This is a genomic window from Limibacter armeniacum (genome assembly GCF_036880985.1).
GTDB classification, from domain to species: Bacteria; Bacteroidota; Bacteroidia; order Cytophagales; family Flammeovirgaceae; genus Limibacter; species Limibacter armeniacum.
In genome coordinates this window covers 894,627-908,975 of the sequence record NZ_JBAJNO010000009.1, presented here as the reverse complement: position 1 = coordinate 908,975, position 14,349 = coordinate 894,627, and the positions used below count along the sequence as shown (strand labels likewise).

General features: G+C 39.6%; 11 protein-coding genes. 5 read left to right on the top strand and 6 right to left on the bottom strand.

Features of this window, described 5'->3' with window-relative positions; genetic code table 11:
* Positions 1-47: 47 nt before the first annotated feature.
* A complete protein-coding gene (locus V6R21_RS21515) occupies positions 48-1,211 on the top strand; it encodes a hypothetical protein (protein ID WP_334245603.1) in 1,164 nt (387 codons plus the stop codon).
* A 433-nt stretch (positions 1,212-1,644) separates the two neighbouring features.
* Entirely contained in the window at positions 1,645-3,522 is a 1,878-nt protein-coding gene (locus V6R21_RS21510; RefSeq protein WP_334245602.1) for a sensor histidine kinase, read from the top strand.
* 48 nt (positions 3,523-3,570) lie between these two features.
* On the opposite strand, the gene V6R21_RS21505 is transcribed toward V6R21_RS21510, so the two are convergent.
* From V6R21_RS21505 to apaG, 6 genes are all read right to left on the bottom strand, one after another.
* A complete protein-coding gene (locus V6R21_RS21505; RefSeq protein ID WP_334245601.1) occupies positions 3,571-4,254 on the bottom strand; it encodes a metal-dependent hydrolase in 684 nt (227 codons plus the stop codon).
* A 35-nt stretch (positions 4,255-4,289) separates the two neighbouring features.
* Positions 4,290-6,251 carry a tetratricopeptide repeat-containing sensor histidine kinase gene (locus tag V6R21_RS21500; protein WP_334245600.1) on the bottom strand — a complete coding sequence of 654 codons (1,962 nt, stop codon included), beginning with the start codon at positions 6,249-6,251 and terminating at the stop codon, positions 4,290-4,292.
* A gap of 72 nt (positions 6,252-6,323) precedes the next feature.
* Positions 6,324-7,508 carry a class 1 isoprenoid biosynthesis enzyme gene (locus V6R21_RS21495; protein WP_334245599.1) on the bottom strand — a complete coding sequence of 395 codons (1,185 nt, stop codon included), beginning with the start codon at positions 7,506-7,508 and terminating at the stop codon, positions 6,324-6,326.
* A 201-nt stretch (positions 7,509-7,709) separates the two neighbouring features.
* The gene (locus V6R21_RS21490; protein ID WP_334245598.1) at positions 7,710-8,366 is read right to left on the bottom strand and encodes a response regulator transcription factor; all 657 of its coding nucleotides are present in this window, start codon (positions 8,364-8,366) and stop codon (positions 7,710-7,712) included.
* Positions 8,353-9,420, bottom strand: coding sequence for a sensor histidine kinase (locus V6R21_RS21485; RefSeq protein WP_334245597.1), 1,068 nt, complete (start codon positions 9,418-9,420; stop codon positions 8,353-8,355). Before V6R21_RS21485 ends, V6R21_RS21490 begins: the two co-directional genes overlap by 14 nt.
* Before the next feature lie 438 nt (positions 9,421-9,858).
* Positions 9,859-10,245 carry a Co2+/Mg2+ efflux protein ApaG gene (apaG, locus tag V6R21_RS21480; RefSeq protein ID WP_334245596.1) on the bottom strand — a complete coding sequence of 129 codons (387 nt, stop codon included), beginning with the start codon at positions 10,243-10,245 and terminating at the stop codon, positions 9,859-9,861.
* A 282-nt stretch (positions 10,246-10,527) separates the two neighbouring features.
* Between apaG and V6R21_RS21475 the strand changes: the two genes are divergently transcribed.
* From V6R21_RS21475 to hutU, 3 genes are all read left to right on the top strand, one after another.
* On the top strand, positions 10,528-11,022 hold the full coding sequence (locus tag V6R21_RS21475; RefSeq protein WP_334245595.1) for a MarR family winged helix-turn-helix transcriptional regulator: 495 nt from the start codon (positions 10,528-10,530) through the stop codon (positions 11,020-11,022).
* A gap of 62 nt (positions 11,023-11,084) precedes the next feature.
* A complete protein-coding gene (hutH, locus tag V6R21_RS21470) occupies positions 11,085-12,653 on the top strand; it encodes a histidine ammonia-lyase (RefSeq protein ID WP_334245594.1) in 1,569 nt (522 codons plus the stop codon).
* Entirely contained in the window at positions 12,619-14,301 is a 1,683-nt protein-coding gene (gene hutU, locus V6R21_RS21465; protein WP_334245593.1) for a urocanate hydratase, read from the top strand. Before hutH ends, hutU begins: the two co-directional genes overlap by 35 nt.
* Positions 14,302-14,349: the final 48 nt, after the last annotated feature.

Here is a 14,349-nt window from a genome sequence, read left to right as displayed (position 1 = left end):
AAATAGACTGCAAGAGTCCCAAAGGGTTTGCTAAACAATTTGCTAAAATGCTGAAACGAACTTTTTTATGGATACTTCTTTTGTTTCCTGTTTCTGTACTGGCGCAGGAACAGGAGTTGGAAGAAGGTTTACCAAAAGTGTCATTTGGAGGTTACCTCAAGTATCTTCAGAATATTACATTTCAGGAGGTTCAGGAAGAGTGGACTACTGATAACTTAATCCATAACCGACTGAACTTTAAGTGGTATGCTACGGATGAATTGACAGCCGTAGTGGAAATGCGGAACCGTATATTTTATGGAGAAGGGGTCAAGGATATTCCGAATTATCAAATGTTGGTAACAGAAAATGACTATTGGCTTGATATGGATGCCACCTATCTTGTAGGTGAATCTGTATTTGCATACAGTATATTGGATAGGGCTTACCTTGATTGGACACATGGTACATGGCAGTTGAGAGTGGGTAGGCAACGGATCAATTGGGGTAAAACGATGGTCTGGAACCCTAATGATATCTTCAATACATACACTTTCTTTGATTTTGATTATGAAGAACGCCCTGGCGTAGATGGAATTTTAGTAAGAAAATATACAGGAATGCTTTCTTCTGTAGAGTTTGCAATTGCGCTCCAAGATTCGTTTGATGAGATGACAATGGCAGGGATGTACCGTTTCAACAAATGGGCTTATGATTTTCAGGTTTTGGCAGGTAAAATGAAAAAAGACTGGGTAATGGGAGCAGGATGGTCAGGGCAGATAGGTGGGGCTGGGTTTAAAGGAGAAGCGAGTTATTTTTATCCAATGAAAGACGCTGACAAGAACCCTGCACTTGTGGCATCCACGGGAGTGGATTATACTTTCCCAAACTCATTTTACATAGGTGGAGAAGTGATCCTGAATACCGATGGGGCAACGGATTTTTTGCCTGATTTTAGTTTGTTGGAACCACTGACGCCCCGTACACTTACTTTCAATAAGTGGTCTGTTTTTGCTCAAGTCAGTTATCCTTTAACACCTTTGGTCACCGTAAGCGGTAGTAGCATTTTTAACTTGAATGACAATTCCTTTTACTTGGGAGGTAGTACAGATATTTCTCTTACAGATAATCTATATTTACTTTTAGTAGTACAGTCTTTTGAAGGGGACGTCGGGAGTCAGTTTGGTGAAGCGGGGCTACTTTTGTTTTGGAGGTTAAAATGGAGCTTTTAGCAGGTGAATAAAGTTTGACAAATGCCCACTTTCTTACATCGAGATAGAAACGGGTTGTTAACTCATTTATTAGGGAAGTGATATTCGGTTAGGGACTTGTGTATATCTGTTTACTTTAGTGTTACCCCTTTTTAGGGGTGTGGGTTTTGGTACTATTTATATTTAATTATTTAAAACTTTTTAGAATTACTAATAACGGAGTGTAATGCATTAACAGTTAATGAGTTTTTTGAGCTATAGAATTACAATTTGACCCAATTCCTCACTTGAGGAAAAGCATTGAAAATAATACATACTTCAAACAAACACCTTAATCAATATATTTTAATAGCGTATTTGTAAAAAAACTTATTAAGACTGCCGAATCCGAAAGGTATCAGAAAAATAGGGGGAGATAAAAAGGGTTTGGCTGTTTGAAAGCTAAAATACCAATATGTATTTATTAAACACTTTAAACCCATTGGAAGCATTCACCCCTTCACATTCAACTCCAATCGAAAAAGCCGGACAGCTAGAGACCGAGTTAAAGCCCTTACTTGATGGGTTACACATACTTTTCCATTCTCAAGAAATTTTTCAATCCACAACTGGCTTATTGGCAGTGCTGAAAGCGGACGGTCAGCTTATTTTTAGACAAGGAGAAGCTTTGCTGAAAGATCAAGGGACAGCATTGTCAGCAACTGAGGCTTTTGGGCATATTCCTAGTTTGCTTGCCTGTATTTCTCTTGGATTAAAAGGAGAAGCATCATCTTGTACTGTGACAGAGGGGCGTGATTGTTATAAGGTTTGTTGTAAGCCGGTAATCAATGCAGTTGGGGATGTGGTATGGCTTTTTTTGATTGCTACGGAGGAAGAAATGGATAAGACTAAAGGTATGATTACTTCTAGTCAGCTTAACAAGGCAGTTGCAATCAGTCGTACAGCCATTGTAGATATTGATTTGTCTAACCATCGTGTTTCCATGAACAGTGAGGCTTATAAGTTATTTGAAGTTCCGAGAGGGAAAGTGGAATTGGGGACTTTAGGTAGTATGTTGTTACTTGATGATGTAGCGAGACTTTCTGATTATCTACTGAAGCTAGATGAGGAAGATTGTTTGGAGTTACATCATGCCATCTGTACTGCTAAGCAAAACAGAAAGTTCGTCCATTGTCGTTTGGAAGCCATCAAGGGGGAGGATGGTATAATGGAAAAAGTGTTTGCTGTATTTGTGGATGAGACACAGCAGGTAATGCAGCAATTGGTAGTGGAAGAGATGAATGATAAACTCCATCAGATCTTGGAGAGCATATCGGAAGCCTTTTTTACGGTAGATATGGAGGGGAATATTCAGTATATAAACCATGTAGCGGAAAGGGTATTTAGCAGAATGCGTAAAGACCTTATAGGGAAAGTTATTTGGGAGTGTTTTCCTGAGATGGTGAATACCACAATATATCAAAAGCTATTACAGGTTATCAAAACAAGGACTGGTGAAAAGTTTGATTTTTACTATCCTGAAATGAATAAATGGTATGACATAAGGATTTCCTTCTCAAGGGGTAGTATTACGATTATTCTCAATGATATAACCCATCATAAAATGGTGGCAGAATCACTGCATGAGATCAACAGATCAAAAGATAGGTTCTTTTCTATTATTGCGCATGACCTGAAATCACCATTCAATAGTATGGTTGGGATGGCTGAGGTTTTGGATTTGGACGAGCACCGTATGTCCAAGGAGGAGTTGACTTCCGTGTTGAGGTATTTTCTGAACTCTACCCGTAAAATGCACCGTTTGGTAGATAACCTTCTGAACTGGTCCAAGCTTCAGATGGAACATGAACGGTTGGTCTATAAACCTGTGGTGCTTTATGATGTCGCAACATTTGTTTTGGAAATTTATCAAGGGACTGCGAGTGAAAAAGAAATCCAGTTTTATAATGGTTTCGAAAAGGGGAAGAGTATTGTGGCTGATTTTGATGTAGTAGAAACCGTATTACGCAATTTAGTGTCAAATGCACTGAAGTTTACTAGAAAAGGAGGAAGGATTGAACTAGGAGTATGTGAATGTTTTGGAGGTGATTGTATTTATGTGAAAGACACAGGTGTGGGAATGAGTGATGATATTGTGCAAAAGCTCTTTAAACTGGGTGAAAAAGTCAGTTATGATGGCACCAATGGCGAAAATGGAACTGGATTAGGCCTGGCTATTTGTTATGACCTTATTCGGAAACATAAAGGCAAGATTTGGGTGGAAAGTAGAGAGGGAGTTGGTAGTACATTCTTCTTTTCACTGTCGGAAGAAAATACAGAAAACTTTTTTTAGAGAAAGTCAAAAAATGTCCCTTGATGCTAATGCCCAAGGGACATTTTTTTAATAAGATTTAGCTAAGCCGATTTGAGGAAGTGAAAGTGTAATGTCAGCGTCCTTGAAGTTTGAAATAGCAGCCTCAGTGTCAATGGAGATAGGAGGAAAGGTATTGTAATGTAGCCCTATCACCTTATCTGTTTTTACGAATTTTGCAGCTGTTATGGCATCCTGTACTCCCATTGTAAAGAAGTCACCAATAGGCAGCATTGCAATATCAATTTTGGCATAGTCCGGAATCAGTTGCATGTCCATAGTCAATGCCGTATCACCTGCAAAATAAAAGTTTCCTTCAGGAGTAGTCACTACAAAACCAACAGGATTACCTCCATATGAACCATCAGGAAGGCTGCTTGAGTGGACTGCATTTACCATCTTGATAGTGATTCCACTTTCAAGTGCTGCAATACCTCCTGTATTCATCCCCATTCCGTTTTTGATGCCTTTTTCAGTAAACCAAGACACTACTTCGAATACACCTACGACTTTAGCTCCTGTATTTTTAGCAATCAGCTCAACGTCTGCAACATGATCCTGATGCCCATGTGAAAGCAAGATGTAATCTGCAGGGACTTTGTTTACATCAATGTGTTTGGCTAATTCATTTGGCGTGATAAATGGGTCAAAAAGCAAATGTTTACCTGCTACTTCAACTCCTACACATGAATGACCATAATAAGTGATTTTCATAAAATCAGATATGTTTTTAGGTTAGTGAATAATATTTATAACACATCAAATGCAACCACGAACTTAGCACCATTGTTTGGTGTACTTTCACACCAAATACTGCCGTTCATGGCTTCAGTAAATTTTTTGGCGATGGACAAACCTAAACCTGTAGAATCTTCTCCTCCTGTTGGTCTTGCCGAGAGTTTTTGGTATTGACCGAAGAGTTTTTGCTGGTCAGCTTCAGAAAGCCCCGGTCCTTGATCTTGGACATAAACCTGAGCCTTCTCCATATTTAATTCAATGCCAATGGTAATGGTAGAGTTTTTAGGGGAGAACTTGATTGCGTTGCTGATCAGGTTTTCCATTACTTGCCTGAAGTAGTTTTTGTCTATCTCAACTTCTACAGGCTTAAGTGAAAGTTGTAATATAGAGGCTTTATTGGTAGCTCTTACTTCCATACCCGCCACAATTTCCTCTAACAACAAATCAATCTCACATTTTTGCATTTTGATATTCAAATGTCCCGAATCAATCGCTTTGATATCAAGAATTCTTCGAATCATGAAATCCATTCTTTTAAGCGAATGAGAGATGCTATTGATACAGATTTGCTGTTCCTCATTCAGTGCTTGATCTTCATCCTTCAGGAGTTCCGAGAGAGAAAGTGCACTGGTTAAAGGGTTTCGTAAGTCATGGGCTACAATTCCGATCAGATGGTTCTTATCTTCATTGAGCTTGCTCAACTGACTGTTTTTCTGTTGAATCGTAAGGCTTTGCTGCTCCAGAATATGATTTTGAGTCGAAATTTCTTCGTTGGTTTCCAATAAGAGTTTATTGACCTGCTTTTGTGTGTTTCTTTGCTTGTAGAAATAGAACATGAAAACAATGGTCAGGAGTAGGCAGCAGGCAACTGAAACAATCATGGTGTGCTGTCGAGCAAGTTTAGCTTTCTGATGCAGTTGTTGCTCTTTCAAAAGTTGGTTTTCTGCATCACGTTTTTCAACTGCTAGTTTTGAAGTAATTTCAGCTACCTGACGGACTCTTTCTCTATTGAAAATACTGTCTTTTTGTTCCTGATAAATTTGAGAAAACATTAAGGCTTTCTTGTAGTCCTTATTTTCTTCATAAAGGAATGATAGCAAACCACTAGTCCTCATCAAGATGTCTTTAGCACCAATTGTATTGGCTATCTTATAGGCTTCTTGGCTATAGTATAGAGCACTGTCAGGGTTGTTTAACCGATAAAGGGTTTCCGCAATCGATTCTTTTACAGATGCGAGTCCCCATTTTTCATTGGCTTTGACCATCAGGTTGTGTGCTTTTCTATAATACTCTAAGCCTTTTTCGATATCACCTTTCGCTGAGTAAACGATGGCTATATCGTTGTAACTATACCCGATGAGGTTTTTAGCTTTGAGTTGTTTTCTTAGGGCTAAGGCTTTGTCGTGGTAGTATAGAGCAGAGTCGTATTTTTGAAGAAAGAAGCAGAGGTTCGCCATATTTCCAAAAGCAAACGATTTGGCGTATTTGTTACCGCTAACGTCAAGTAGATGCAAGGCAGTTCTGTAGGCATTCTCCGCTTTTGGGATATCATTTTGCCTTTCATGGGTTTTGCCAATATTCTGCAAAGAACCCGCTATTCCTACAGTATCATTCAGCTGCTCAAAAATATGCTTGGACTCATGATAGTCCTGTAATGCTTCAGGGTAATCAGCTTTAAAGAAATAACAATTACCCCTGGTACGGTAAGCTCTAGCAATACCACCCTGGAAGCCAATTCGACTACTCTCTTTTAAGGCCTCATCAGCAATATGAAGTGCTGAATCAGGGTTGGAGGTACCATATGACTTGGCAATCTGAAGAAGTAGTTCGACTCTATTAGAGTCCTTCTCTGCATAATGAAGCTTCAAATACAGGCTGTCAATGGCAGGATTCCGTTGTGCCAATGTCAAAGCAGGTAAGAGTAGCGCCAAAAGAAGCAGTATACAGTTGTTTATTTTCTTTGCGTAATACATATGATTGATAAGCTGAAAAACTACCACCAAATGTTATTTTGTAGTTTGCTTTTTGGATAGGTAAACAAATTGTCACAAGTTACAATATTGCAAATAATATCTCATGGATTTTAGTAGGTTTTGAGGTTTTTCCATATCACAAATCAGTTGTTTTCTGCTGAATTTTTGAGGTATGAATTTGCCGTTATTTTTTCTTTGAAGTGTTTCAAACTGATCAAGGCAAACAAAGCACCTGCTGATTCCCAGTAGGAGCTTTCTGATAAATTGATGCTTATTTTTTACTGGATATGGAAGGCTATTCAACATTTGTACACATGTATCAAGTTGTGATGAGAATTCCTTGCGTATTTTTTGGATGTCGCAATTGCTAGTCATCAGTGTTTGAACACTTTCTTGCAGGTCTTTATATGTATCAAAAATGTCATTACCTAATTGCATCAATCCTCCTAAACTATAAATAGCTTCTCTCTCTTCAGGACTGAGTGGATGACCGAAGGCACTCCTATAAAAAAGTAAAGAATCCCCACCTTTCTTAAGTGTGATTTCAAGCAGTTCTTTTTCTGTTAAGTTCCAGTTATGTTGTTTTAAACTTTCTACTTGAGCTTGGTAGACTTTGTCTGCTGCCCAATGGAAGTAATTTATGTCAGGTACGGCATCCAACATTTGCTCTATTAAGGCATGACATAACTGATAGAAAGAACTACGCTTAGGAAGTAGGTTCAAGTTGTGTAAAGCCTTGTGGAATACAGCAGGATCTAAATGTGTATATCGATCAAAAAGGTCATCATAAATACCCGTAAGTGCTCCTTGGAGAGTGGTACACGCTCTTTCTGTAGGTGACATAGGGAAACCTCTCAGCGTACAGAATCCTTCTCCTACGATAGATGGCACACCAAAAGCATAATAGTGTAACATCTTCGTGATATCAGCTTCGTCAATACTTCCGTCATTACTAACCAAAAACGATTCAAGTTGAGGCTTCAAATGGGTGCGGATATATTGTTTTTGATTGCTGACATCATTAAGCAACCTTTTGAAGGTTATCAACAGCCAATAGTACTTACTAGGAGAGTGCATCCTTATTTGTCTGATTTTATAAAATTTTTCAGATGATAATGAATAATTATTGGAAGTGGAAATATAAGTAAACGGATATTTAGAGAATGTGGTTGGCGCTTTATCAGAGCCAAGAGGGGGAGGGAGATGAGAGTTTTGGATATAAAAAAAGGACAACTCCATAGGTGTTGCCCTTTCCATGCAATCTGTAACTGATGAACTACTCTGTGTGCTACTCGGCTTTTATTATAAATGTCTTTGCATCAGAGTGATTTCTTATTTTAAAAGTAGAGATGTTTTATATCATATACATTGGGGATTTGCCTATTTGGATTATTTAGGTATTTCGCCTATTTCAAAGTTTATGATTAATTGGACTTTGCCTGCATTTAGTAAGTCAACTCAAGTATTCTCATGAATACCCAAGCTTAAAGCATACTTGACAAGTCCTGCAATATTTTTTGAGCCTGTTTTTTCCAAAAGATTCCGTTTGTGGGCATCTACGGTTCTCATACTGATGAATAATGTGTCTGCTATTTCTTTATTGGAAAACTCATTGGTGATTAGCATAAGGACTTCTTTTTCTCGGGGAGTAAGAGGGATGTCTTTTGAAGTATTGGTTTGAGAGGCTCTTTTTTTGCCTATACTACTCATTATGGTGTGCGTAGCTGTATTACTGTAATAGATGTCACCATTCCGGACAGTATCTAAGGCAGATATAAGCTCCTTTTTTCCACAGTCCTTTAACAAGAATGCATGTGCACCAGCGTCCATCATTTGCTTAATGACTTGAGGCTCATTGAGCATGGTTAGTGCGATGACATTGATATGCTCATAATTATCAACAATTTGTTTGGTACAGGTAATGCCATCCATTTCTTCCATATTGATGTCAATAATGACAATATCTACCTGAACTTGTTTGAGTAAGCGTAAGGCTTCTTCTCCGCTCCCTGCCTCAATAACAACAACGTAGTTAGGGTCATCGTCAAAGTAAGAGCGGATTCCATCACGAATGACCTTATGGTCATCCACCAACATGATTCTAGTTTTTTCCATAGCTTGAGATAAGTTGTGGCTCATTAGGCGAGAGAGGAATCTGTATGATGATAGCAGTGCCTTTCTGGGAGGCACTTTCAATATCACAGATGCCACCTAACTGTCCTGTATACTGCTTGATGTTGGACAGGCCTATGCCCTGAGTTACTGGTGAGTTTGGGGTGGTTTGAAAACCTAGACCGTTATCTTCAATTGTTAGTGTAATGAGATTTTCAGCTTTATGGTTGATCAGCTGAATAGTTATTTGAGTGGCTTGGGCGTGTTTTAGACAATTATTTATGGACTCTTGGACGATATTGCAAATATTGTGGGTTAAAATATCGCTGAATACCATTCCTTCAATATTATGGTGAAAGGTGATTTCTCCATCAAATATATTCTCGGGGATTGCAGCAATTCTCTGTAATTCAGTTGCAAGTGGCAGCTGGTTTTCAGCTGTCAATTGGTGGGACAGTTCTCTGCATACATTAATGGAGTCCTTGATCAGTTGCTGACTCTTATAAAGTGCAGGAAGACTTTTTTCAGTAAGCTGGTCATTTTCTATTGTCAGTTTATCTAAGGCAATACTGATAGCTGTCAGGTATTGACCTAGATGGTCATGCAATTCCCTTCCAATTCTTTTCCTTTCCGATTCAATAGCACTTTCTGTCTGCTTTTCCGTGGCGTCACCTGCTTTGGATATAAGTAGTAAGGTGCCAAATACTTGTTTGGTATTGAGGCGATGGGCTTTCATTTCAAAGTTGATAAGTTCACCATTTCCATATAGGCAGTTAAACCTCATAGAGAATGCGGTATGATCTCCTTTCTTGAGCATGTGCAGAAAATACAATAACCTCTCGGATGATTCTTTCTCAATCACTTTTTTAAACTTACGAATAGGGGTATAACCTTGAACTTCAGGTTGTCCTATCATGGTGAATAGGTTACTGCTGAAAGCGATTTTTTCTGTAGTGAAATCGTATTCCCAATAGGCTGAGTGCGTATGAGTGGTAAGCAATTGGATTTTTTCAGCACTTAGTCTGGAAGGTATATTATGAATGGCGCGTGTATCCACAAGAACTTCAGGTCAAATGAGTCTAAGAATCAGGTAAAACTTGATTTTCCTACAGGGAATCTAACTGGTAGGATTAGGAAGTGAAAAGGATACGTTGGGCGGCGGAAAAAGTAAATAAGGGGTTATTGAAGAATTGATAGGCAACAGTAGTAGTTGGAGTAGCATAAGTCTTTTGGTGTTAAGTTAGGTATTGGACTGGTTTCAACTTTCAGTTATAGTAGAAACAAGTTCTTTGCGTGTAGAGTAAAGGTGACAGTACAGTATTTGACTGAAAATAATTTAGGAAAAAAGCTCAAAAAGTTAAAGTGGAAGATGAGTGTTAGGGTGTAAGTTGATGTTATAAGAATACACCCAATATTCTCCCTTATAGGTAATAAAAATTAGGATAGAAGTAGATTTTAGTTAGTGCTAGTAGATAAAAATAAAATAATTATAAGTTCAATTGAGACGATAGGGAGTTGAAAGTACAAATTCAGGTATTTCAACTTCAATATTTGAACCATCAAGTAGTCTTTCCATGATGTAAGAACCACTCATTTTTCCTATCTCAGTTTGGAGGTTACAACCCGAAACATATTGATGTTTCTCACCTGGTTCCAAGATTGGCTGTTTACCAACAACTCCATCACCTTCAATTTTTTCTCTAAACCCGAAGGCGTTGCAAACGTGCCACTTGCGGCTGATGAGTTGTACGGTGTAGTCACTCATGTTCTCAATCAATACTCTATAAGTAAAGACAAAGTGTGATTCTTTAACATCGGAATAATCTTCTTGAAAGTGTGTTTCTATACTTACCTTGATGCCATTTGTAATAGCTGTAGTCATTTTTTGATGTTGTAGTTGTTTGTGAATAATGTATAGTACGGAGTCGTGCTAAATTAGTATGACGATGACTGCCCCTTGGGTTTTTATTAATAGCTAATAAAGCTGTTTTTCGGTTATTGATTTCTTTGGTAACGATAGAGAGTCACATTATTATTATTAAAACACATAGAAAAAATGAAAAAAAACTGTTTAATAAAACAATCTGAAGAAATACTTAATAAATATAAGTGCTTATATATTTTTTTATTTAAATTGCATTTGAATCAATAACCTGGGACAAAGATGGACTTCTACAAAGAATTAGGTGCCTTAATATTTGGTAGCCGACTTAAAAGAATCAGTGACCGTTTTCTTTCTGATGTAAACAAGGTCTATACGCAATTGGAAATACCATTTGATGCAAGTTGGTTTCCTGTGTTCTACCTGTTGGATAAAGAAGAGCGAATCTCATTGATTGAGGTTTCAGACAAACTGGAGGTGAGTCACTCTGCTATCAGTCAATTAGTGACAAACCTAGAAAGGAAAAAACTGGTCAAGACAGAGAAAGACCCTGAAGATGGTAGGAAGAGACTGATTACGCTGACTAATGAAGGTCTTGAAGTGAAAAATAAGGCAAAGGCTGTATGGGATGCCTTACAAGGGGCAATGGGCGAATTGCTGATGGAAGGTACACACAGTCAACACTTGTTGAAAGGTTTTGATGAGTTGGAAAACAACTTGGACCAAAAAGATTTGAAAGAAAGAGTGCTGGAAAAAATCGGAGTGTCTTCCCAATAATGAATATCTCAAACGGAAGGGAAGATTTTGACCAGTGAAAAATATACTAACCTACTAAACACATGAACACACTTTTCAGATACGGTCACGACAGGCTAACTGTCGGGATTGCACTTGATATCGCAGCAGGTCGTACACAAGGTGTATTGTCAGATGAAGTACGCCAGAAAGTAAGTAAAAGCCATGCAGATGTAGCACAAATTGTAGCTAGCCAAAGAACTGTATATGGTGTAAATACAGGTTTTGGTCCTTTGTGTACAACCAAGATTTCAGAGGAGGATACCAAGACGCTTCAACATAAAATCCTGCAAAGCCACAGTGTAGGAATGGGAGATAATATTCCTGAAGAAGTCTCTAAGCTGATGATGATTACCAAAGTTCATGCTTTGGCTCAAGGCTTTTCAGGTATTGCTCTAGAGACCCTTGAGCGTATCATATGGCATATTGACAATGATGTAGTACCTGCTGTTCCTGAACAAGGATCTGTAGGTGCATCAGGAGACTTGGCGCCTTTGTCTCACCTTTTCCTTCCTTTGATTGGTATGGGAGAAGTCTTCGTAGACGGCAACCTCAAGCCAATGGCAGAAGTGATACAACAGCGAGGTTTGGCGCCTTTGGAACTAGGTCCTAAAGAAGGTTTGGCTTTGATCAATGGTACGCAGTTCATCTTGTCTTTTGCAGTGAAAGCTGTTGAGCGACTTCACAATGCTTTGGAAGCAGCTGACCTGATCGGTGCTATGTCATTGGAAGCAATGATGGGGTCTGCAAGGCCATTTGAAAAGGAACTGCACGAAATCAGACCTTATAAGGGAAATCAGCTGGTTGCACATAGGTTGGATACCTTGCTTAATGGATCTGAAATCTTGAATTCACACCTTAATTGTGATCGGGTACAGGATCCATATTCACTACGTTGTATGCCTCAGGTTCATGGAGCTTCTAGAAATGCTTGGTTGCACCTGAAGGAAATGACAGAGATCGAGCTGAATGCCGTAACAGATAATCCAATTATTCTGGATGCAGATAATACTATCAGTGGTGGTAACTTCCATGGTCAGCCAATGGCATTGCCATTAGATTATGCTACAATTGCGGCAGCAGAAGTCGGTAATATCTCAGACAGAAGGTCTTACCTGATTATTGAAGGACGTTACGGTTTGCCAAAACTGTTGATGAAAGATACGGGACTGAACTCAGGTATGATGATTCCTCAGTATACTTCAGCGGCATTGGTGACTGAAAACAAAACACTTTGTTTCCCTGCAAGTGCAGATAGTGTTCCGACTTCTCTAGGTCAGGAAGACCATGTATCGATGGGATCTGTAAGTGGAAGAAAAACCAATCAGGTGATTTCCAATCTTGAAAAAATATTAGCAGTTGAGTTGTTGAATGCTGCACAGGGACTTGATTTCCGCAGACCATTAAAGTCTACACCTGTGATTGAGGCTTGCCACAAATTTGTGAGGGAGTATGTACCATTCGCAGATGAGGACAGGATTTTTGCCAAAGACTTGTCAGCATTACAGCAAATCATCTCAAATAAATCATTAGTAACCACAGCTAACCGTATAGCTGAAGAAAACGGAATAAACTTCAATGGAGAACACAACGAACTATTCGGACTTTATTAAGGAGTTTGCGGCACACCCGCACTATAAGGCTCCTAGAGGAAATAAACTTCATGCTAAATCATGGCAGACTGAAGCTGCTCTACGTATGTTCCTGAATAACCTGGACGCGGAAGTAGCTGAAAACCCTGACGAACTGGTCGTGTATGGCGGTATCGGTCAGGCTGCAAGAAACCGTGAGTCTCTGGAAAAAATCATTCAAGTACTGCTGGAGCTTGATGAGAACCACTCTTTATTGGTACAGTCAGGTAAACCTGTTGGTGTGGTAAGAACACACCCTCAAGCACCAAGAGTAATGATTGCAAACTCTAACTTGGTACCTGCTTGGGCTGATTGGAAACACTTTGAAGAACTGAGAGAGCGAGGTCTGATGATGTACGGTCAGATGACTGCTGGCTCTTGGATATATATTGGAACACAAGGTATCCTGCAAGGTACTTACGAGACGTTTGTTTCTTGTGGTAACAAGCATTTTGATGGAGACTTGCGTCACAAGCTACTGGTAACAGGTGGTCTTGGTGGAATGGGTGGCGCTCAGCCACTAGCTGCAACATTGGCAGGAGCAACATTCCTTGGCGTGGATATTGACCCTACAAGAATCCAGAAACGTATTGATACGCGCTACATCGACAAGATGACTTACTCATATGAGGAAGCCATCCAATGGGTAATGGAAGCAAAGGAAAAAGGTGAAAACCTTTCTGTTGGTTTGGTAGGGGATATTGGAGATGTGCTGGAGCGCTTGATTCAGGATGGTATCACGCCAGATGTTCTGACTGACCAGACTTCTGCTCATGACCCACTGAATGGCTATGTTCCAAACGGTATGTCACTTGAAGAAGCACTTCAGTTGCGTAAAGACAACCCTGAACTTTACAAGGAGAAGTCTATCAAGAGTATGGCTCGCCACGTAGAGTTAATGCTGAAACTTCAGGAGAAAGGTGCTGTCACGTTTGATTATGGTAACAACCTTCGTGAATTTGCAAGACAGGGTGGTTGTGAAAATGCATTTAACTTCCCAGGTTTTACACCGGCATATATCCGTCCATTGTTCTGTGAAGGCAAAGGACCTTTCCGTTGGGTAGCACTTTCAGGTGATCCTGAAGATATCTATACAACAGATCAGGCACTGAAAGAAGCATTCCCTGAGAATGATCACCTGATCAAGTGGTTGGATGAGGCAAGAGAAAAAGTAGCTTTCCAAGGGTTGCCGTCCCGAATCTGTTGGTTGGGAATGGGTGAGCGTGAGAAAGCTGGCTTGATCTTCAATGACCTTGTAAGAACTGGAAAAGTGAAAGCACCTATCATTATCGGTCGTGACCATTTGGATTGTGGTTCAGTAGCGTCCCCTAACAGAGAGACTGAGTCAATGCTTGATGGCTCAGATGCTGTATCAGATTGGCCATTGCTGAACCTGATGTCGAATACGGCAGGTGGTGCTACTTGGGTATCATTCCACCATGGTGGAGGTGTAGGTATGGGATACTCTCAGCACGCAGGTCAGGTAATTCTAGCTGACGGTACTGATCGTGCAGATGAGTGTATCCGTCGTGTATTGTACAATGATCCAGCGATGGGCATTTTCCGTCATGCGGATGCAGGGTATGATAAGGCAAAAGAAGTTGGCGACAACTTTGGAATGTTGATTTAATTATAGGTTTAATAGATTCAGGGTATTGCCTGCCATATTTATATGGTG